Origin of the sequence: Achromobacter spanius (assembly GCF_029637605.1) — a bacterium.
Taxonomy (GTDB): Bacteria; Pseudomonadota; Gammaproteobacteria; order Burkholderiales; family Burkholderiaceae_B; genus Achromobacter; species Achromobacter spanius_E.
Genome location: NZ_CP121261.1, coordinates 3,683,059 through 3,703,048, shown reverse-complemented (window position 1 = coordinate 3,703,048; position 19,990 = coordinate 3,683,059). Strand labels below are relative to the sequence as shown.

At 65.8% G+C, this 19,990-nt stretch carries 16 protein-coding genes; 6 read left to right on the top strand and 10 right to left on the bottom strand.

All coding sequences use genetic code 11. The annotated features are described in order from the left end of the window. Nucleotides 1-141: 141 nt before the first annotated feature. Complete coding sequence (locus P8T11_RS16510) at nt 142-1,530, bottom strand: uracil-xanthine permease family protein (RefSeq protein ID WP_050445671.1); 1,389 nt, start codon at nt 1,528-1,530, stop codon at nt 142-144. 214 nt (nt 1,531-1,744) lie between these two features. Here P8T11_RS16510 and htpG point away from each other — a divergent pair, with 214 nt between their 5' ends. The 3 genes from htpG to P8T11_RS16495 all read left to right on the top strand — a co-directional run bounded on the left by htpG (nt 1,745) and on the right by P8T11_RS16495 (nt 5,364). Next, complete coding sequence (gene htpG, locus P8T11_RS16505) at nt 1,745-3,643, top strand: molecular chaperone HtpG (RefSeq protein ID WP_268080950.1); 1,899 nt, start codon at nt 1,745-1,747, stop codon at nt 3,641-3,643. A 210-nt stretch (nt 3,644-3,853) separates the two neighbouring features. After that, a complete protein-coding gene (locus P8T11_RS16500; RefSeq protein WP_268080951.1) occupies nt 3,854-4,111 on the top strand; it encodes a helix-turn-helix transcriptional regulator in 258 nt (85 codons plus the stop codon). After that, nucleotides 4,108-5,364 (top strand): type II toxin-antitoxin system HipA family toxin, encoded by a 1,257-nt coding sequence (locus P8T11_RS16495; protein WP_268080952.1) that lies wholly within the window; start codon nt 4,108-4,110, stop codon nt 5,362-5,364. Before P8T11_RS16500 ends, P8T11_RS16495 begins: the two co-directional genes overlap by 4 nt. On the opposite strand, the gene P8T11_RS16490 is transcribed toward P8T11_RS16495, so the two are convergent. The 5 genes from P8T11_RS16490 to P8T11_RS16470 form a co-directional block, all read right to left on the bottom strand. Continuing rightward, complete coding sequence (locus P8T11_RS16490) at nt 5,324-7,468, bottom strand: acetate--CoA ligase family protein (protein ID WP_268080953.1); 2,145 nt, start codon at nt 7,466-7,468, stop codon at nt 5,324-5,326. The two genes, P8T11_RS16495 and P8T11_RS16490, sit on opposite strands and share 41 nt — an antisense overlap. 17 nt (nt 7,469-7,485) lie before the next feature. Then, a complete protein-coding gene (locus P8T11_RS16485) occupies nt 7,486-8,481 on the bottom strand; it encodes an acryloyl-CoA reductase (protein WP_268080954.1) in 996 nt (331 codons plus the stop codon). A 19-nt stretch (nt 8,482-8,500) separates the two neighbouring features. After that, a complete protein-coding gene (locus P8T11_RS16480) occupies nt 8,501-9,664 on the bottom strand; it encodes an acyl-CoA dehydrogenase family protein (protein WP_268080955.1) in 1,164 nt (387 codons plus the stop codon). Between the two features lie 61 nt (nt 9,665-9,725). After that, nucleotides 9,726-10,709 (bottom strand): Bug family tripartite tricarboxylate transporter substrate binding protein, encoded by a 984-nt coding sequence (locus P8T11_RS16475; protein ID WP_268080956.1) that lies wholly within the window; start codon nt 10,707-10,709, stop codon nt 9,726-9,728. 66 nt (nt 10,710-10,775) lie between these two features. Continuing rightward, nucleotides 10,776-11,942 (bottom strand): acyl-CoA dehydrogenase family protein, encoded by a 1,167-nt coding sequence (locus P8T11_RS16470; protein ID WP_268080957.1) that lies wholly within the window; start codon nt 11,940-11,942, stop codon nt 10,776-10,778. Nucleotides 11,943-12,167: 225 nt separating this feature from the next. Here P8T11_RS16470 and P8T11_RS16465 point away from each other — a divergent pair, with 225 nt between their 5' ends. From P8T11_RS16465 to P8T11_RS16455, 3 genes are all read left to right on the top strand, one after another. Continuing rightward, nucleotides 12,168-12,965: an IclR family transcriptional regulator gene (locus tag P8T11_RS16465; RefSeq protein WP_268080958.1), complete on the top strand. Its 798-nt coding sequence runs from the start codon at nt 12,168-12,170 to the stop codon at nt 12,963-12,965. After that, complete coding sequence (locus P8T11_RS16460; RefSeq protein ID WP_268080959.1) at nt 12,955-13,764, top strand: IclR family transcriptional regulator; 810 nt, start codon at nt 12,955-12,957, stop codon at nt 13,762-13,764. Before P8T11_RS16465 ends, P8T11_RS16460 begins: the two co-directional genes overlap by 11 nt. A gap of 125 nt (nt 13,765-13,889) precedes the next feature. Continuing rightward, complete coding sequence (locus tag P8T11_RS16455; protein WP_127185874.1) at nt 13,890-15,089, top strand: MFS transporter; 1,200 nt, start codon at nt 13,890-13,892, stop codon at nt 15,087-15,089. Between the two features lie 72 nt (nt 15,090-15,161). Here P8T11_RS16455 and P8T11_RS16450 read toward each other — a convergent pair whose 3' ends face one another. The 4 genes from P8T11_RS16450 to P8T11_RS16435 all read right to left on the bottom strand — a co-directional run bounded on the left by P8T11_RS16450 (nt 15,162) and on the right by P8T11_RS16435 (nt 19,658). Continuing rightward, nucleotides 15,162-16,472 (bottom strand): MFS transporter, encoded by a 1,311-nt coding sequence (locus tag P8T11_RS16450; RefSeq protein WP_268080960.1) that lies wholly within the window; start codon nt 16,470-16,472, stop codon nt 15,162-15,164. A gap of 144 nt (nt 16,473-16,616) precedes the next feature. Beyond that, on the bottom strand, nt 16,617-17,765 hold the full coding sequence (gene dgoD / locus P8T11_RS16445) for a galactonate dehydratase (protein WP_050445685.1): 1,149 nt from the start codon (nt 17,763-17,765) through the stop codon (nt 16,617-16,619). Further along, on the bottom strand, nt 17,762-18,415 hold the full coding sequence (locus P8T11_RS16440) for a 2-dehydro-3-deoxy-6-phosphogalactonate aldolase (protein WP_268080961.1): 654 nt from the start codon (nt 18,413-18,415) through the stop codon (nt 17,762-17,764). Before P8T11_RS16440 ends, dgoD begins: the two co-directional genes overlap by 4 nt. A gap of 10 nt (nt 18,416-18,425) precedes the next feature. Further along, on the bottom strand, nt 18,426-19,658 hold the full coding sequence (locus P8T11_RS16435; RefSeq protein WP_268080962.1) for a 2-dehydro-3-deoxygalactonokinase: 1,233 nt from the start codon (nt 19,656-19,658) through the stop codon (nt 18,426-18,428). Nucleotides 19,659-19,990 lie beyond the last annotated feature (332 nt).

Sequence of the window (19,990 nt, the reverse complement as noted above, 5' to 3'; positions counted from 1 at the left end):
AGATGACGGCTGCGGGAGAACGAAGACAGCGATTATATGCGTACTTTCAAAAATTGTCAGGCGGCCTCACATCCAGCTCCTGATCAGAGCCAGATCCGCCCGGCCATTCAGCCAAAAGCGGACCCAGCCCTCAAGCACTGCCTACTTCTTTTCCGGCAAGAACCAGTTCATCACCAAGGCGCAGATACCACCGGTGGCGACACCCGACTCCAGCACGCTCTTTACCGCATGCGGCAGGTGCGACAGGATCTCCGGGACTTGCGACACGCCCAGCCCCAGAGCCAGCGACACCGCGATGATCAACAACGCACGGCGGTCCAACTGAATGCCGGCCAGGATGTTGATGCCAGACGCGGCTACGGCGCCGAACATCACCATGGCGGCGCCGCCCAGGACGGGTTCTGGCACGGCTTGCAGGACGCCGGCCACGCTGGGGAAGAGGCCCAGCACGATCAGCATGCCGGCGATCCACACGCCGACGTGGCGGCTGGCGATGCCGGTCAGTTGGATCACACCGTTGTTCTGCGCGAAGACCGAGCTGGGGAAGGTGTTGAACACGCCGGCCAAGAGCGAGTTCGCGCCGTTGACCAGCACGCCGCCCTTGATGCGCTGCATCCACAGCGGGCCTTCGACGGGCTGTTTGGACACCTTGCTGGTGGCGGTGACGTCGCCGATGGCTTCCAGCGACGTGACCAGGTAGATGATAAGCATCGGCACGAACAGCGCCCACGAGAAGCCCAGGCCGAAGTGCAGCGGCACGGGGATCTGGAACAGGGCGGCTTCGCGCGCGCCGGTGAAGTCCAGGCGGCCCATGGCGGCGGCGGCGATGTAGCCCACGGCCAGCGCCAGGACCAGCGCGGTGCTGCGGATCCAGACGACGGGCACGCGGTTCAGCAGGATGATGGTGCCCAGCACCAGGCCGGACAGCGTCAGGTTCTCGGCGCTGGCGAAGGTGCCGTTGGCCATGGCGCCAAAACCTCCGCCCATGCTGATCAGGCCGACCTTGATCAAGGTCAGGCCAATCAGCAGCACGACGATGCCGGTCACGAGCGGGGTGATCAGGCGTTTGACGAAGGGCAGGATGCGGCTGATGCCCATTTCCACGAACGATCCGGCGATGACGACGCCGAAGATCGCGGCCATCACGGCTTCGACGGGTGTGCCTTGCTTGACCATGACCGAGCCGCCGGCGATCAGCGGGCCCACGAAGTTGAAGCTGGTGCCTTGCACAATGAGCAAGCCGGCGCCCAGGGGGCCGAAGCGTTTGCACTGCACATAGGTGGCGATGCCGGAGATGACCAGCGACATGGACACGATCAGCGTGGTGTCGCGGCTGCTGACGCCCAGGGCCTGGCAGATCAAGAGGCCGGGGGTGACGATGGGAACCAGGATGGCCAGCAGGTGCTGCAACGCGGCGACAAAGGCGACGGGCGGTGCGGGGCGGTCGTCGGGGCCGTAGACCAGGTCGGCGCTGGGCGCGTCGTCGGGGGCGCTGTGGGGGGCGGGTTGGGACAGGGAGGCGGGTTGCATGGGCGGAAGGCCGGCCGGGGGTAGGAGAAAGTGCGGGATTTTAGCGGGCTTCGTGCCGCTGCCGCGACGGGGCCTTGAAAAGTTCCCGATAGCCCCCACCTCTGTAGGGTTTCCGGGATTCCGCGCGGGCACACCGCCCCGGCATCCCAGTTTTGCATTCCCGTTTTTGCATTCCCTTTTATTTGTCCCTAAATTTTTTACTTCACGTAGAACCATGAGCCAAACCGCCACGTCTTCCACGTCCGAAACCCTGGGGTTCCAGGCCGAGGTGAAGCAACTGCTGCACCTGATGATCCATTCGCTGTACAGCAACAAGGAAATTTTCCTGCGCGAGCTGGTGTCGAACGCATCGGACGCCTGCGACAAGCTGCGTTTTGAAGCCATCGACCAGCCCGATTTGCTGGAAGGCAACGGCGAGCTTGCCATCACGGTCAGCTACGACAAGGCCGCGCGCACCATCACCATCTCGGACAACGGGATTGGCCTGTCGCGCGAAGAAGCCGTGGCCAACCTGGGCACGATCGCGCGTTCCGGCACGCGGGAATTCTTCTCCCAGTTGACGGGCGACAAGCAAAAAGACGCGCAACTGATCGGCCAATTCGGCGTGGGCTTTTACTCGTCGTTCATCGTGGCGGACAAGGTCACGGTGGTCAGCCGCCGCGCCGGCAGCACGGACGCGATCCAGTGGGAATCCGACGGCCAGGGCGAGTTCACGATTGGCGCGGCTGACAAGGCCACGCGTGGCACCGACGTCACGCTGCATCTGCGCGCCGACGAAGACGACTTCCTGAACGGCTGGAAGCTGCGTGAAGTTCTGCGTCGCTATTCCGACCACATCTCCTTGCCGATCCGCATGGCCAAGGAAGAGTGGGACCAGGAAAAGGGCGAGCAGGTCAAGACCGAAGAACTGGAAACGGTGAACCAGGCCAATGCGCTGTGGGCTCGCAGCAAGTCGGACGTTACCGAAGAGCAGTACCGCGAGTTCTACAAGACGGTGTCGCACGACTACGACGACCCGCTGGCCTGGACGCACAACCGCGTGGAAGGCCGCAGCGAATACACGCAACTGCTGTATGTGCCCAAGCACGCGCCCATGGACATGTGGGACCGCGACGGCCGCCACGGCGTGAAGCTGTACGTGAAGCGCGTCTTCATCATGGACGACGCTGACCAACTGCTGCCGTCGTACCTGCGCTTTGTGCGCGGCGTGATCGATTCCGCCGACCTCCCCTTGAACGTGTCGCGCGAAATCCTGCAAGAAAGCCGCGACGTGCGCGCCATTCGCGAAGGCTCGGCCAAGCGCATTCTGTCGCTCTTGGAAGACCTGGCCGAGAACAAGCCGGAAGACTACGCCACGTTCTGGACGGAATTTGGTCAGGTGCTGAAGGAAGGCGCGGGTGAAGATTCCGCCAACCTGGAACGCATTGCCAAGCTGATGCGCTTTGCGTCCACGCAGTCGGGCGACCAGGCGCAGACGGTGTCGTTTGCCGACTACGTGTCGCGCATGAAGGAAGGCCAGGACAAGATCTACTACGTCACGGCTGACACCTTCGCCGCCGCCAGCAACAGCCCGCATCTGGAAATCTTCCGCAAGAAGGGCATCGAAGTGCTGCTGCTGTCTGACCGCGTTGACGAATGGATGCTGTCGTACCTGCGCGAATTCGATGGCAAGTCGCTGGTGTCGGTGGCCAAGGGCGGCCTGGACCTGGCCGAGTTGGCCGACGAAGAAGAAAAGAAGCATCAGGCCGAAGTGGCCGAAGACTTCAAGCCGCTGGTCGAGCGCCTGCAAAAGACGCTGGAAGAGCAGGTGAAGGAAGTGCGCGTCACGCTGCGCCTGGTGGATTCGCCGGCGTGCGTGGTGGTGGGCCAGAACGAACTCAGCCCGCACCTGCTGCGCATGCTGAAGGCCGCGGGCCAGGAAGCGCCGAACGTGAAGCCGGTGCTGGAAATCAACCCGGAACACCCGCTGCTGGCGCGCATCCGTGCTGCCGAAGATGGTGAATTTGACCAGTGGGCGCGTCTGCTGCTGGATCAGGCCCTGCTGGCTGAAGGCGCGCAAATCGCCGACCCGGCCGCGTTTGTGAAGCGCTTGAATGCCTTGCTGCTGAAGTAAGCGGCGGGGTAGTGGGATGAGAGGGGCGCCTGGGAAGCCGGGCGCTCTTTTTTTTTCGCCGGACACCTATCAATATTTTAAATATTCCCGATCGGTAATATTTCAACGAAATTGCAATGGCGGGGATGAAATATTACCGATCGGGAATATTCAATTGGATTCATGGCCGAAACACCCTAAACTTACCGAACGGTAATTTTGGAGGCTTCCATGCCTATCGACCCCGTCCAACCCACGTTGCCAGCAACCATACGCACCGCAGCCGAACTGGGCGAACTGGTGAAAGCCATGCGGCGCGATCAAGGCTTGCTTCAAGCCGATCTTGCTGGCCTGTCTGGTTCGGGCAACCGCTTTGTGGGCGACCTTGAGCGCGGCAAACCCACGCTGCAATTGCAGAAGGTGTTGGACATGCTGGATCTGCTTGGTCTTGAAGTGCAAGTTGTGCCGAAACGTCCGAGGTTGCCATGACGGCGTCGGACGCATTGGATCTTTATGAAGGGTTGCGCAAGGTGGGCCGCCTGTATGACGAGCGGCCATTGCGTTTCGTGTACGACGAGGCGTGGCGGAACGCTTCAGGCGCGCAGGCCATTTCCCCGACGATGCCACTGACGCAGGCCGATCACGCCGGCGACGCCGTTCATGCCTTCTTTGAAAACCTGCTGCCTGAAGGGCAGGTACGCAAGTTCTTGCAACTGAGTCGCCACGCGACGACGGTATTCGGACTGCTGCGCAGCGTGGGCGGCGACACGGCCAGCGGGCTGACAATATTGCCGCGAGGGGAAAAGCCCGCGCCCGCGCACTATCGGCCCACAACGTGGCAAGCCATTGCCGAACGCCTGAAGCATGGCGCGGTGCCCGCGCTGGTCGCCGAGAGCGACGAGGGCGCGCGAATCTCCCTGGCTGGCGCGCAAGACAAGCTATTGCTGTCGGTGTTGCCGGACGGCTCGCCCGCAATGCCGGAAGGCTCGGCGGCTTCATCGCATATTTTGAAGCCCGACATTCGCGGCCTGAAAGGGGTGTGGGCGTCGGCATTGAACGAAACCCTGGTGATGCAATTGGCGGCGCAGCTTGGCTTGGGCGTGGCGCACGCGCACTATCAACGCGACACCCACGCCTGCCTGATCAAGCGCTATGACCGCTTGGACGATGGTCAAGGCGGCTTGCTGCGCTTGCATCAGTTGGACTTATGCCAATTGGCGGGCAAGCCGTCGGACGTGAAGTACGAAGCGGACGGCGGCCCCACGTTGGCGGATTGCCGCCATTTGCTGGCAGGCATGGGTGTGGGCGCGGGCGACCATAAGCGATTCTTGCAATGGGTGATTTTCAATCTCTACGTGGGCAACAACGATAGCCACGCCAAGAACCTGTCCGTCCTCCAGTCGCCAAACGGGCGCTATCGGCTGGCACCGTTCTATGACCTGATGTGTACCGCGATGTACCCGGGGCTTTCCCGCCGCTTTGCGTTTTCCGTGGGCGGCGTGATGACCCCGGGCAGCATCGGACGCGAACAGATCGAGGCCATGGCCGCGGACCTGGGCTTCCACCCGCGGTACGGCGTGACGGTGGCGCGCTCGTTGATGACCGCGTTGCCCGTGGCACTGGAGGCTGTGCAGGCGAGCCTGCTTGCGCAGTCCGCCGCCGGGTCCGAACGCACGTTGATCGAACGCCTGGGCAACTGGATCAAGACGAACGCGCGCCGGCACGCCCAGCGTTGGGAATAAGCACCGCATCCAAGGCCAGCACCCCCTGCCCATCCGGCAGCGCCAACAGCGGGTTGATCTCCACGGAACTGAAATCTTCCCGGCGCGCATCCGCGAAGCGTGACAGCGCCACCAACGCGTCTGCCAACGCATTGATGTCGCAAGGCGGTGCGCCGCGTGCGCCTTGCAAGAGCGCGTAGCCCTTGATCTCGCGGATCATCGACAAGGCCTGGACGTGGTCGAAGGGCGCCAGGCGGAAGCTGACGTCTTTCAGCACTTCGACGAAGACGCCGCCCAGGCCGAACATGACGACGGGGCCGAAGACCGGGTCGCGGTGCATGCCCACGATGCACTCCACGCCCTTGGGCGCCATGGGCGCGACCAGCACGCCGTCGATGCGCGCATTGGGGCAGTGCGTGCGTACGCTGTCCAGGATGGCGGCGTGGCCGTGGCGCACGGCGTCTTCGCCCGACAGGTTCAGCTTCACGCCGCCCACATCGCTTTTGTGCAGGATGTCGGGCGACACCACTTTCAAGACCACGGGGCCGGCCGCGCGGGCAGCGGCGGCCACGGCGGTGTCGGCGTCGGTCGCTAGCGTGCAGTCGGGTACGGGCAGGCCGGCTTGGCGCAGGACGTTCATTGCCTGCACTTCGTTGTAGGTGTCGCGCAGCGGCGCGGAGTTTGCCGCAACTGGCGGCATGGAGGTGTGGGTGGAGGCGTCCGAGGCGGCCCCTGACATCCCCGCCAACCCCGCCACCGCGCCTACCGTCCGTATCGCGGCACTAGGATCTTCGAACACTAGCGTGCCCAGGCGTTCAAGCTCACGGCGGCGTTCGGGGGGAAACAGCGCGCAGAAGGCCAGCGGCACGTCGGGATGGCGGGCGCGCATTTCGCGGGCAAAGGTTTCGAAGGTAGGCCACAACGTTTCCGAGGACCCGGCGGCCGCCAGGAAGACCGCCAGCGCATCGTAGCGGCCGTCGGCCAGCATGTCGTCGGCGGTGGCCAGCAGCAGGCCGGGTTCGGACACCACCTGGCCTGTGACGTCGACCGGGTTGCGCGGGCCGGCGAAGGGCACGCGTTCCAGCAAGCGGGCCTGCGCGCCTGCATCGGGTTCGGGTAGCGACAGGCCGGCTTCCTCGGCTTCGTCGGCCATCAAGGCGCCAACGCCGCCAGATATCGTGAAGATGCCCAGGCGCTTGCCTTGGGGGCGCTGCTTCCAGGTGTCCAGCGCATAGCCCAGGTTGAAGAAGTCTTCGATGCTGCGGGCGCGCAGCGCGCCGTATTGGCGAAACAGCGCGTCGTAGACGGCGTCATCGCCCGCCAGCGCGGCGGTGTGCGACGCGGCGGCCTGCGCGCCGGCCTGGGTGCGGCCGATCTTGGTGACGACCACGGGCTTGCCGGCGTCGCGCGCGGCGGCCAGTGCGCGGCGCAGCTTGGCGCCGTCGCGGCAGCCTTCCATGTAGGCCATGATGACCCGCGTGTCGGCGTCATGCGCCAGCCAGTGGATGCAGTCGGCCACGTCGATGTCGGCTTCGTTGCCGGTGCTGATCCAGTGCGACAGGCCGAGTCCGCGTTCGCGCGCCATGCAATAGGCATAGGCGCCGAACGCGCCGCTTTGCGACACCATGCCGATGCCGCCCAGCGCCACGGCGCCGTTGGCGGGCGCGGGCGAGAAGGTGGCGTAGACCTTGTGGCGCACGTTCATGTAGCCCAGGCAGTTGGGCCCCAGCAGGCGGATGCCGCGCTCGCGCGCGATGGCGCATAGCGCCTCTTGCATGGCGACGCCGCTCGCGCCGGTTTCCGAGAAGCCCGAGGTGAAGACGACCGCGCCGCCTACCTGGCCGGGGCGCGCGCTTTGCAGTGCCTGGGCCGCGTGCGCAGCGGGCACGGCCAGGATGACCAGGTCCACGTCGGTGTCCAGCGCGGCCAGGTCGGGCGCGGCGGGCAGGCCCTGGATGCTGTCGGCGCGCGGGTTGATGGGCAGGATGCGGCCGTCGTAACCATGCTGACGCAGCAGGCTGACCGGCATGGCGCCGATCTTGCCGGGGGTGGCGGATGCGCCCACGATGGCGATGCTGCGCGGGGTGAACAGGCGGGACAACGAGGGATCGGAATGCGTAGTCATGATGGGGGCGGGGTGGTTCAGGAAAAGCGCACGACGCTGCGGCCGGTGCTGCCGCGTTCGAGCATGGCGGCCAGCGCTTGCGGCAAGTCCTGGGGTTGGATGACGCGCGCGGCAAGGTCCAGGCGCTGCGGGCGGTAGTCGGTGGCCAGCTTTTGCCATAGCGCGCGGCGCAGCGGCATGGGGCTGTTGGCGTTGATGCCCAGCAGCTTTACGCCGCGCAAGATGAAGGGGATGACGGACGTGGGCAGCTCCGCGCCGCCCGCGTTGCCAAAGGCGGCCACCACGCCGTCGGGGCGCACGCTGGCCAGCGCGTGGGCCAGCAAGGGGCCGCCCACGGAATCGATGACGCCGGCCCAGCGCGCACTCATCAAGGGCTTGATGGGGGCGGACAGGTCGGGCGGGGCCATGACCTCGGCAGCGCCCAGCGACCGCAGGTAGTCGGCGGCATCCGGTTTGCCGGACATGGCGCAGACGCGATACCCGCGCTGGCTAAGGATGTCGATGGCGATGCCCGCCACGCCGCCGGTGGCGCCGGTTACCAGCACCTCGCCTTGGTCGGGCGTCAGGCCGCAGTGTTCCATCCAGTGCAGGGACAGCGCGGCGGTGAAACCCGCGGCCCCCAGCACGGCGGCATCGCGCAGCGTGATGCCGGCGGGCAAGGGCAGGACCCAGTCATGGGGCACGCGCGCATATTCCGCATAGCCGCCGTCGCAGTCCACGCCAATGCCAAAGCCATGCACCACGACCTCCTGGCCGGGCGCAAGCGCGGGGTCGGTGGAGTGGACCACGGTGCCGCTCAGGTCGATGCCGCCGATGCGGGGGTACTGGCGCACGACGTTGCCGCGTCCGGCCTGCGCCAGCGCGTCCTTGTAGTTCAGGCCGGCGTAGGCGACCTTGATCAGCGTGTTGCCGGCGGACAAGTCATCTTCCGACAAGGTGTCGAAGCGCCCTTCAGGGGGCGCGCCGTCGGCGCCGCCATGCAGCCGGTAGGCCTGGAAGGTGGGGATGGGCATGCGGGTCTCCTGGAATGGGTCAGCCGCGCGCCAAGAGGCGGCGCGCAAGGGTGGCGCGATGCAGTTCGTTGGCGCCGTCGTAGATGCGGAAGGGGCGCATTTCCTGCCAGATCATCGCCACGGGGGTGTCGTCCGACAGGCCCGATGCGCCCATCATCTGCACCGCGCGATCGGCCACGCGGTTCACGGCTTCGGATACGAAGACCTTGGTCATGGCGCTGTGCTGTTTGACGGATAAACCGGCGTCCATGCGGGCGGCGCAATCCAGCGTCATCAAGCGGCTGGCATGCAGGTCGATGTGCGAATCGGCCACCATGGCCTGGATCTGTTGCAGGTCGGCCAGGCGCGATCCAAAAGACTCGCGCGTGTTGGCGTAGGCTTGCGCGGTTTCCAGGGCGCGGCGGGCGCGGCCGATGTAGCGCATGCAGTGCGACAAGCGCGCGGGTTCCAGCCGCAGTTGCGCGTATTCCAGGCCACGGCCGGGTTCGCCCAGCACGGCGTCGTCGCCGACCTCGCAGCCGTCCAGTTCAATTTCCGCATGGCCGCCGATCTGGTAGCCGGTGACCATGCCGATGTCGCGCACCACGCGGTAGCCCGGCGTGTCGGCGGGCACCACGAAAAGCGTGGCGCCGGCGTCGGCCTGCGCCAGCACCAGCGCAAAGTCCGCGCCCACGCCGCCGCTGATGAATTGCTTGTGTCCGTGCAGCACCCAGCCTTCGCCGTGCCTTGTTGCGCGAGTACGCAGCATGGACGGGTCGGAGCCCGCCCCGGGTGCGGGTTCGGTCATGGCGAAGCAGGCACGCTGTTCGGCGCGAACCAGGGGCAATAGATAGCGTTCGCGTTGGGCGGGCGTGCCCAGCCGCAGCAGGGTCAGCATATTGGGCTGGTCGGGCGCGGCGCAGTTCAAGGCGGCCGGCCCCAGAAAGCCGCGTCCGGCGGCTTCCAGCACTTGCGCCAGCGCGCGCCAGCCCAGGCCCAGCCCGCCAAGTTCCACGGGCAGTTGCGGCGCGTACAGGCCGGCGTCCCGGGCTTGCACGCGCAAGCGCGCTACACATTCGTCCAGGGCCGCTACGTTGCGGGCGATGGCGGCAGATTCCTCGGGGATGGCGACGTCATCGACAAAGCGGCGAACCCGTTCGCACAGGTCTTCGATGGCGGCGTCGCCGGTGGGCTGGGCGGGCATGGCGTTCCCTTCTTAAAGGCGGGCTGGTATTGGCTTGCTGGTGAGGCTGACGTCTAAACGCTTACTGGATGCGGGTGCCGGTGGACTTCACCAGCTTGCCCCACCACAAGGTCTCGTCCGCGATCTGCTTGGCGAATTCCGCGGGCGTGTTGACCAGCGGTTCGGCGCCCAATTCCTGGAAGCGGGCGCGCAACTCGGGGTCTTGCAAAGCCTTGGCCACGGCGGCATGCAAGCGGTCCACCACGGCGGGCGGCGTGTTGGCGGGTGACATCAGCCCTTTCCACGCCATGACCTCAAAGCCCGGCAGGCCGGCTTCGCTGAAAGTGGGGATGTCCGGCGCGGCGGTGGCGCGCGCATCGCTGGGCACGGCCAGCGCGCGCAGGGTGCCCGCCTTCACTTGCGGCAGCAGCGCGGGCATGTTGTCGATCATGAAGTCGATATGGCCGGCGACCAGGTCGGTGATGGCGGGGCCGCTGCCTTTGTAGGGCACGTGCTCGGCTTGCAGGCCGGCCTTTTGCTTGAGCAGTTCGCCAGCCAGTTGCGCCGGCGAGCCATTGCCGGGCGAACCGAACGATAGCTTGCCGGGGTTATCGCGCGCGTAGGTCAGGAATTCCTGCAGTGTCTTCACGGGCATGGACTTGGTCACCACCATCAGGTTGTGTTCACGTTCCAGGCAGGTGATGGCGGTCAGGTCCCGGGCGGGATCGAACGGCATGTTGGCGTACAGGCTGGGGTTGATGACCGTGGGGCCGGCCGCCGCCAGCAGCAGCGTGTAGCCGTCCGGCGCGGCGCGCGCCACGAAGTCCCCGCCGATATTGCCGCCGGCACCTGGCTTGTTTTCCACGATGACCGGCTGGCCCAGGATGGGGTGCAGCGCTTCGGCCAGCAGGCGGCCAAGTATGTCGGTGGAGCCGCCGGGGGCAAACGGCACGATCAGCCGGATCGGCTTGTCGGGATACGCGGCGGCGGCTTGGGGCGGCAGCGCCGCGCAGGTGAGTGCGGCGGCGATGGCGCCGATCCATTTCGGCAGGTGCTTGTGCAGCATGTGAGTCTCCTTGGGTTGATGGGCCGCGGGCTTCTGGTGGCTGCGGTCCCGGGATAACGCCCTGGCCTAGCGGCCGGGCGTGTAACCGGCCTGCGCCAGCGTGTGGCGGGCGATGGTCAGTTGATGAATCTGGCTGGTGCCTTCGTACAAACGGAACAGGCGCACGTCGCGATAAAAGCGTTCGATGCCCTGGTCGGCGATGTAGCCGTAGCCGCCGTGCATCTGCACGCAGCGGTCGGCCACGCGGCCGCACATTTCCGATGCGAAGTATTTGCAGATCGACGCGTTCATGGTTACGTCGCGGCCCTCGTCGCGTTCGCGCGCGGTTTGCAGCACCAGCGCCAGCGCGGCCTGGATGTCGGTCTGGCAATCGGCCAGCATCGCCTGGATCAGTTGGAAGTCCATCAGCGGCTTGCCGAACTGCTGGCGTTCGGCCACAAAGCGCAGCGTGTCGTCCAGCATACGGATGGCGGGGCCGATGCACAGCGCGGCCAGATGAATGCGCTGCTTGTTCAGCACTTTCATGGCGGTCTTGAAGCCCATGCCTTCCTGGCCGCCGATCAGGTTGGCGGCGGGCACGCGGCAGTTGTCGAAGTGGACGGTGGACACGGGCGAACCGGCCTGGCCCATCTTGTCGTAGGGCTGGCCGGTGGACAAACCCGGTGTGCCGCGCTCCACGATGAAGGCGGATATGCCCTTGGCGCCAGGCGCATCGGGGTCAGTGCGCGCCATGACGGTGAACAGGCCCGCAAGCGGGGCGTTGGTGATGAAGCACTTTTCGCCATTCAGCACGTAGCTGTCACCGTCGCGCACGGCGGTCGTGCGCAAGGCGGTGGCATCCGACCCGGCTTGCGGCTCGGTCAACGCAAAGCAGCCGGTCAATTCGCCCGAGGCCAGGCGGGGCAGGTAGTGGTCTTTCTGCTGTTCGGTGCCGTCCGCCACCAGGCCTTCAGAGCCGATGCCGGTGTTGGTGCCCACCCGCGCCCGAAACGCCACGGAGCATTGCGACAGCTCAATCGCCGCGCGGATCAGTTCTTCGGTGCTCATGCCCGCGCCGCCGTAGGCTTCCGGGATGGAATAGCCGAACATGCCCTGGTCGGCCATGGCACGCACCAGGTCGTCGGGCACTTCATCCAGGCGCGCCACTTCGGCTTCGCGCGGAACCAGTTGCTGGCGGACGAAGCGGCGCAGCGATTCGATGAAGGCGGGAAAGCCGTCAGGGTCCCTGATCATGGGTTGTCTCCGATTTTCTAATTGTTTGGCCTGCGGGCGGAGGAATCCGCGCCGGGGCAACATGGAACCCAGGCTAGCAAAGCAAAGCGAAATGCGAGACAAGTGTTTTGATATCTTGAACGCAAATCACGCGATACGTTCGGCGCTTGCTCTATGATCGGCATCAATGTCCCGCGCATTTCGCCATTAACTTTCTCGCGCGGAATTCCCACCCGGATTGCGACCATGACCACGCCCCTGGGCGGCCGCCACCCCGACCCTGATTTCGCGACCACGCTGGCCCACGGCTTGGCGGTGCTGCAAACCTTTCGCCATGGCGAGCCCGCGCTCAGCAACCGCGAGCTGGCCGACCGCACCGGTCTGTCCAAAGCCACGATTTCGAGGCTGACCTATACATTGGTTCAGCGCGGCCTGTTGCGCTATGACGCCAGCCTGCGCCGCTACCGCCTGGGCACGGCGCTGTTGTCGCTGAGCTATCCCTTGCTGGCCAGCATCAAGCTGCGGCAGTTGGCGCGCCCGCTGATGACGCGGCTGGCCAACGCGGCGGGCGGCTCGGCGTCGCTGGGCATGCATCACGGCACGCACATGGTGTACGTGGAAACCTGCCGGGGCCATGACGCCGTGGCGTTTCGGCCCGACATCGGCGCCATGCTGCCGCTTCTGCCCTCGGCGATGGGCCGGGCCTGGCTGGCACAGGCGGATGACGATGAGGCAGAAGCGCTGCTGCAGACGCTGCGCCAGCAAGATCCCGCCGCCTGGCAACGGCATGCGCCGGGGTGGGAACAGGCGCGCCGTGACTATGCGGCGCACGGCTACTGCGTGGCTGAAGGCGAATGGCATGCCGATGTGCATGCCGTGGCGGTGCCGATGCGTAGTCGCGTTGACGAGCAGGTGTTCGTCTTCAATTGCGGCGTACCCGCGCGGCGGCTGCGGGCGGGAGATTTGCGTCGACGTATCGCGCCGCGTCTGCTGACCTTGGTGGCGCGGGTGGAAAAAATGCTGGAGCGCCAGGATGCCGCTTGAACCTGAACAGGGTCCCGCCCGAGATCCCAAGCCCAACCCCGACCGCGACTTTGCCACCACCTTGGCGCACGGCATCGATATCCTGGCGTGCTTTCGGGCGGACCGGCCGGAGCTGGCCAACAAGGACTTCGCGCAGCAGACCGGCCTGTCCAAAAGCGCGGTGGCGCGTCTGACACATACTTTGGTCGAACTGGGTTTCTTGCAACGCCTGGGGCCGCCTGCCCGCTATCGGCTGGGCGCGTCGGTGCTGGCGCTGAGCTACCCCTTGCTGGCCAGCATGCAGATCCGCCAATTGGCGCGGCCGTTGATGAAGCAGTTGGCCGACCATGCGCGCGGTGCGGTGTCGCTGGTGGTGCGCGACCGCTTGCAGATGGTGTACGTGGAAACCGCCAGGTCAAACGACGCCTTGCAGACCCGGCCCGACATCGGCGCGGCCTTGCCCTTGCTGTCCAGCGCGGCGGGCAAGGCCTGGCTGTGCCGCGTGCCGGACGCCGAGCGGGTGGTGGTGCTGAACCAGTTGCGCGTGGCCGACGCGCGCCATTACGCCGAGCACTTCCCCAGCCTGGCGGCGGCATCGCGCGACCTGGAACGAAAAGGGTATTGCGGCAACAACGTGCAATGGCGTCCCGACGCCTATGGGTTTGCCGCGCCCTTGTGGCGGCCTTATCAGTCCCTGCTGTACGTCTTTAACTGCGGCGTACCGTCCGGGGACGGCTCCTACCGCGAGCGCGCCGCCGACATCGGCCCCCGATTGGTCGCCCTGGCGCGCGAGACGGAGCGCTTGCTGGGGCTGACCTAGCCTCCGTGCCTGGGGGCGATTCGTGACTTGAAGTCAAAAGTGTTTGCATGCCAGACGGCTTTTTCCGCAAGGATCGCGCCGTCATACTGCACGCCTGTCTTTCCGACGCGCTTCAAGGAATCCGCATGAACCCGCAAGATAATCCGCCGGTGAAGTCCGGCCTGCCGCTGCTGGCGCTCGCCGTCGGTGCGTTCGGCATCGGCGTGACCGAGTTTTCCCCCATGGGCCTGTTGCCCGTTATTGCCGAGGGCGTGGACGTGTCCATTCCCAGCGCCGGCATGCTGATCAGCGCCTACGCCATCGGCGTGATGCTGGGCGCGCCGCTGATGACGCTGGCGTTTTCGCGCTGGTCGCGGCGCAAGGCGCTGATTCTGTTGATGTTGATCTTCACCATCGGCAACGTGCTGTCCGCGCTGTCGCCCAACTACACCACGCTGTTGCTGGCACGGCTGGTCACCAGCCTGAACCACGGCGCGTTCTTCGGCCTGGGCTCGCTGGTGGCCGCCAGCGTGGTGCCGCGCCACAAGCAGGCCAGCGCGGTGGCGACCATGTTCATGGGTCTGACCATCGCCAACGTGGGCGGCGTGCCCGCCGCCACGTGGCTGGGGCAGGTGATCGGCTGGCGCATGTCGTTTGCCGCCACCGCCGTGCTGGGCTTGATTGCGATGTTGTCCCTGTGGTTTGCCTTGCCTGCTGGCGAAGCCGGACGCCGCCCCGATGTGCGCCATGAACTGGCCGTGCTGAAAAGCCCCGTCGTGCTGCTGGCGCTGTTGACCACGGTGCTGGGCGCGGGCGCGATGTTCACGCTGTACACCTACATTGCGCCCACGTTGGCCGACATTACCGGCGCATCGCCCGCCTTCATTACCGGCATGCTGGTGCTGATCGGCCTGGGCTTCACATTGGGCAATGGCCTGGGCGGCCGCATGGCCGACCGCTCGCTGGATGGCACGCTGATCACCTTCCTTGTGATCGTCATCATCGACCTGCTGGCGTTCCCGTGGATCGCCTCTACCCAGATCGGCGCGGCCATTTCCCTGTTGATCTTCGGCGTCGCCACCTTCGCCGTGGTGCCGCCCTTGCAGATGGGCGTGATGCGCGCCGCCACAGCGGCCCCCGGGCTGGCGTCTTCGGTGAATGTGGGCGCGTTCAACCTGGGCAACGCGGTCGGCGCAGCCGCTGGTGGCGCGGTGATCTCGGCCGGCCTGGGCTACGCGGCGGTACCCATCGCCGGCGCCGTCATCGCCGTGGCCGGGTTGGCGCTGGTGCTGGTGCAGCGGGCCGGCAATGTGCGCCGCCGCAAGCTGGCGATGCAGGGCTGCTGAGGGGCGCTGACCATATAGACGAAAAAGGCGCCAGACTTATCCGGCGCCTTTTGTCTCACCAACACACATCAATCACGCTTCTATCCGTTCCACCTTGCCCACCAGCAGGATGTACGACAGTGCGCCCAGCAATGCCAGCGACGACACATACACGATGGCGGGGGCGAAGTTGTCTTTCGATACCAGGAAGCCGATCACGATGGGCGTGCAGATGGATGACAGGTTGCCCACGAAATTGAACACGCCGCCCGTCAGGCCCAGGAGCCGCACCGGCGCCAAGGTGGACACCAGCGACCAGGTGATCGACGCCAGGCCGTTGCCGAAGAAGGCCAGGGCCAAAAAGAAGATGACCCAGGGCGTGGAGTCGGTGAAGTTGGCGCCGATCATCGATGTGGAAATCAGCAGGCCCAGGATGATGGGCAGCTTGCGGGCCAGGCCCATGCTGGCGCCGCGCCGCACCAGGAAGTCGGACAGCACGCCCGAGCACAGCACGCCGACGAACGCGGCCAGGAAGGGCACGGATGCCAGGAAGCCCGACTTGATGAAGTCCATGCCTCGGTACTTCACCAGATAGGTCGGGAACCAGGTCAGGAAGAACCACAGCGTGGACGTCAGGCAGAACTGCCCCAGGTACACGCCCCACAGCTTGCGCCTGGACATCACCAGGCCCAGGTCATTCCAGTTGAACGGCGCCTTCTTGGCGTGCGCGTTGCGGTCCAGGTCGACCACGCCGCCGCCTTGCTGGATCAGTTCGATCTCGGCGGCATTGGCGCCCTTGAACTGGCGCGGCTCGCGATAGATCAAGTACCACAGCACGCCCCAGACGATACCCAGCAAGCCGGTGCTGACAAACACCATGTGCCAGCCGTAGTGGTGTTGCAACCAGGCCAGCACGGGCGTCAGGAACGCCAGGCCCACGAATTGGCCGGACGTGTAGAAGCCGATGGCGGTGGCGCGTTCTTTTTCCGGAAACCAGGTCGTGACGACGCGGTTGTTGATGGGGTAGGCGGGCGCTTCCAATGCGCCCACCGCCAGCCGCAACACGAACAGGATGATGAAGCTGCTGGCAAAGCCCATGAAGAAGGTCGCGGCCGACCACAGGATCAGCGCGACGGCGTACAGCACGCGGGGCGATACGCGGTCCACCAGCCAGCCGCCGGGGATCTGCATGGCGGCGTAGGTCCAGCCGAAGGCGGACAGGATCAGCCCTTCATGCCAGGTGTCCAGCCCGAACTCGTCTTTCAGCGCGGGCGCGGCGATGGACAGGTTGCTGCGGTCCAGGTAGTTGATGACAACAGTGATAAACAACATCACCATGATGATGTACCGGCTGCGCGTGGGGCGCTGGGCGTGTTGCAAGCCGGCGTGGGTGGCGGTCGACACGGATTGTCTCCTCGTGCGCCCTTCAAGGGGCGGGGGGCATCGGCTTGGATGCCTTTGGGTTATCGATATAAAGAAGAAAAAGCGGCGCTCGTGACAGAAGCAAGAGGCGCCGGATGGCGGTCAGTCAGCGTGATCGGGCCGGCCTTACCACTCGGCGAAGCTGCCGTCGGCGTGGCGCCAGATCGGATTGCGCCAGCGGTGGCCCACGGCGGCGCGTTCCTTCACGTATTCCTCGTTGACCTCGATGCCCAGGCCTGGGCCTTGCGGAATGGCGACCATGCCGTCTTCGTACTTGAAGACTTCGCGGTTGCTGACGTAGTCCAGCAGGTCGTTGGCGGCGTTGTAGTGAATGCCCAGGCTCTGTTCCTGGATGAAGGCGTTGTAGCAACCCGCATCGATCTGCAGGCAGGTGGCCAGCGCGATGGGACCCAGCGGGCAATGCAGCGCCAGCGCCACGTCATACGCTTCGGCCATCGCGGCTATCTTGCGGGTTTCGGTGATGCCGCCCGCATGCGACGGGTCGGGCTGGATGATGTCTACATAGCCTTCGGACAGCACGCGCTTGAAGTCCCAGCGCGAGAACAGGCGTTCGCCCAGCGCGATGGGCGTGGACGTCAGCGGCGCCAGTTCCTTCAGCGCTTCGTAGTGTTCGCTAAGCACCGGCTCTTCGATGAACATCAGCTTGAACGGGTCCAGTTCTTTCATCAGGACCTTGGCCATGGGCTTGTGCACGCGGCCGTGGAAGTCCACGCCGATGCCCACGTTGGGGCCGACGGCCTGGCGCACGGCGGCCACGTTCTCCAGGCACTTGTCCACCTTGTCGAACGAATCGATGTATTGCAGTTCTTCCGTGCCGTTCATCTTCACGGCGGTAAAGCCACGGTCCACGGCGCTCTTGGCGGCGGCGGCGGTATCGGCCGGGCGGTCGCCGCCTATCCACGAATACACCCGGATGCGATCGCGCACGTTGCCACCCAACAGTTGCGACACCGGCACGCCCAGGTGCTTGCCCTTGATGTCCCACAGCGCCTGGTCGATGCCGGCCAGCGCGCTCATGTGGATGGCGCCGCCGCGATAGAAGCCGCCTCGGTATAGCACCGTCCAGTGGTCTTCGATGTTGCGCGGGTCTTTGCCGATCAGGTAGTCGGACAGTTCTTCGACGGCGGCAGCCACCGAATGCGCGCGGCCTTCCACGACGGGTTCGCCCCAGCCGACGATGCCTTCGTCCGTTTCGATTTTCAGGAAGCACCACCGGGGCGGCACGATGTAGGTGGTGAGCTTGGTGATCTTCATGCTTGGGTCTCCTGGGCGGAATAGGCGCGTTGCCAGGCGGCGACGAATGCGCGCGCGTTCTGGCCGACGTCGGTGGCCGTCAGGCCGGGTTTGTACAAGGCGGAGCCCAGGCCGAAGCCGCTGGCGCCGGCCTGAGCAAAAACGGAAAGGTTGTCCGGCGTGATGCCGCCCACCGGCACCAGCGCGATCGGCGGGCGCATCACGGCGCGCCAGGCCTTGAGGACGGCGGGGCCTAGCTGTTCGGCGGGAAACATCTTCAGCACGTCGGCGCCGGCCGCCAGCGCGGCAAACGCCTCGGTGGGCGTGGCGACGCCGGGGCAGGACGCCATGCCCAGCTTTTTCGCGGCGCGGATGACGGCGGCGTCGCTGTGCGGCATCACGATCAATTCACCGCCCGCATCCTGCACGCGCGCGCAGTCATCGGGGTTGAGCACGGTGCCGGCGCCAATCAGGCAGTCGGTGGGCAGCGCGGCGCGCATGGCGCGGATGCTGGACAAGGGGTCCGGTGAATTCAGCGGTACTTCGATCAAGCGAAAGCCTGCCGTGTAAAGGGCATTGCCGATGTCTTCCGCTTCGTGCGGCTGGACGCCGCGCAGGATGGCGATCAGGCCGCATTGGGCCATGGCGGATTGCAGTCCGGTGTGGTTCATGTGCAGGTTCCTAGACGGATGCCGAAGGGGTGGGGGCGGCGTTGACCATTCCGGTCTTGACCAGCCCGGCGCAGACGGCCAGGTGCCACAAGCCGCGTTCAGTGGCGTTTTGTGCTTGCTCGGGCGTGCCCAGGCCGTAGTGCTGCATGGCCAGGATGTAGCGTTGGCACAGCGCGGGGTCGCCGCACAGCACGATGCGGGGCAGCTCGCCTTGCTCGCGCAGCATCTGGGCCAGCGCGGCAATTTCGTGGCCGATCAGCAGGCCTGACAGATAGTCGGCTTGCGACGTTGAAGGCAGTTCACCGGTCAGGCCCAGCGCGCGCGTGCTGAAGATGGTGGACAACACGCCGGCGCGTCCCGCCGGCGCACCGGCCACTTTCACGCCGCGCATGAAGGCGCCGCTGTCGGCGGCGATGTCGGCCTGCTTGTTTGCCTGCTTTTCGGCTTGCTTGTCAGCTTGATCGTCAGCTTGCTTGTTGGTGGCGGGCGCATCGCTCATCGTGCGGCCCAGGATGGTGTGGCCGCGCAGCGCGGCGTAGACCTCGCCGGTCATGAAGGTGTCGAAGTGCGTGACGCGGCCATGGCGGGCGTTGACCCATTTGGAATGCGTGCCGGGCAGGCCGATCAGCACCGTGTCGGCGGGGGCCGCGATTGGATTTGAGTCTGACGTTGGGCCTGATGCGGGATCTGGCTTTGCATCTGGGCTTGCATCCGGCCTTGCATCTAGCCCTGCATCTGGCGCTGCGCCCGGCTGCGCGGCCAAGCCGCCCGCCTGGTCGAACATCACGCCGAACACCTGCGTTTCTTCGCCGCGCATCACGTTGGGCAGGCCATGGCGCTGGATCAGGCCGGGCACGATGTGTACCGGGGTGGCGTTGGGGCCGGCGCTGCTGCGGTCGACCACGGTCAGCAAGGTGCCGATGCGTTCCAGGTCAACCGGCACATCCAGGTAAGCCGCTTCCTGCCAACCCTGGGCGCTGCCGACCATGCCGCAGGCGATGACGGGCAACGTGGGTTCGGCGCGCAGCCAGTCGCCGCAAGCCTGTTCAAACGCCAGGTCGAAGCCGGACAGGGCGGTGCTGGCCGCGCCATCCTGCAAGGGCTGCGGCAGGCGCATGATGCCCCAGGGCAGATGCCGGGTGTCCAGCGTGCGGCCCGTGTCGTCCAGTCGGTACGCGCGTAGTGAAGAGGTGCCCCAATCCAGCGCGATAAGCGCCGCGCGGGCGGGTGTTGCGGGTGTCATCTGATGTGTCTCATCGTTGGCCGCCATGCCCGAAGTCGCTTGCCGGTGGCGCCAAGGTGGGCGCGGGTAAGGCGTGCAATACGGGGCGCTGCGGCCTTGTTGTCTTGATGCGCGCCGGGCCGTCGAGCCCGGCGCGCGTTGGGAAAAAATTCTAGATCAGAGCTTGAAAAATCTCAAAATGTAGAATTAAATCCCGCATATAGGGAATAAGGCGTGGCGAGATTGGGCAGGCGCCGGGGGTGCAACCCCGCCGCAATTCCGTTCGCAGCCTCGCCGCAATCCCACCGTAATCCCACCGCACGCGCGCCCTGCGCCATCCCGGGTATGCTTGC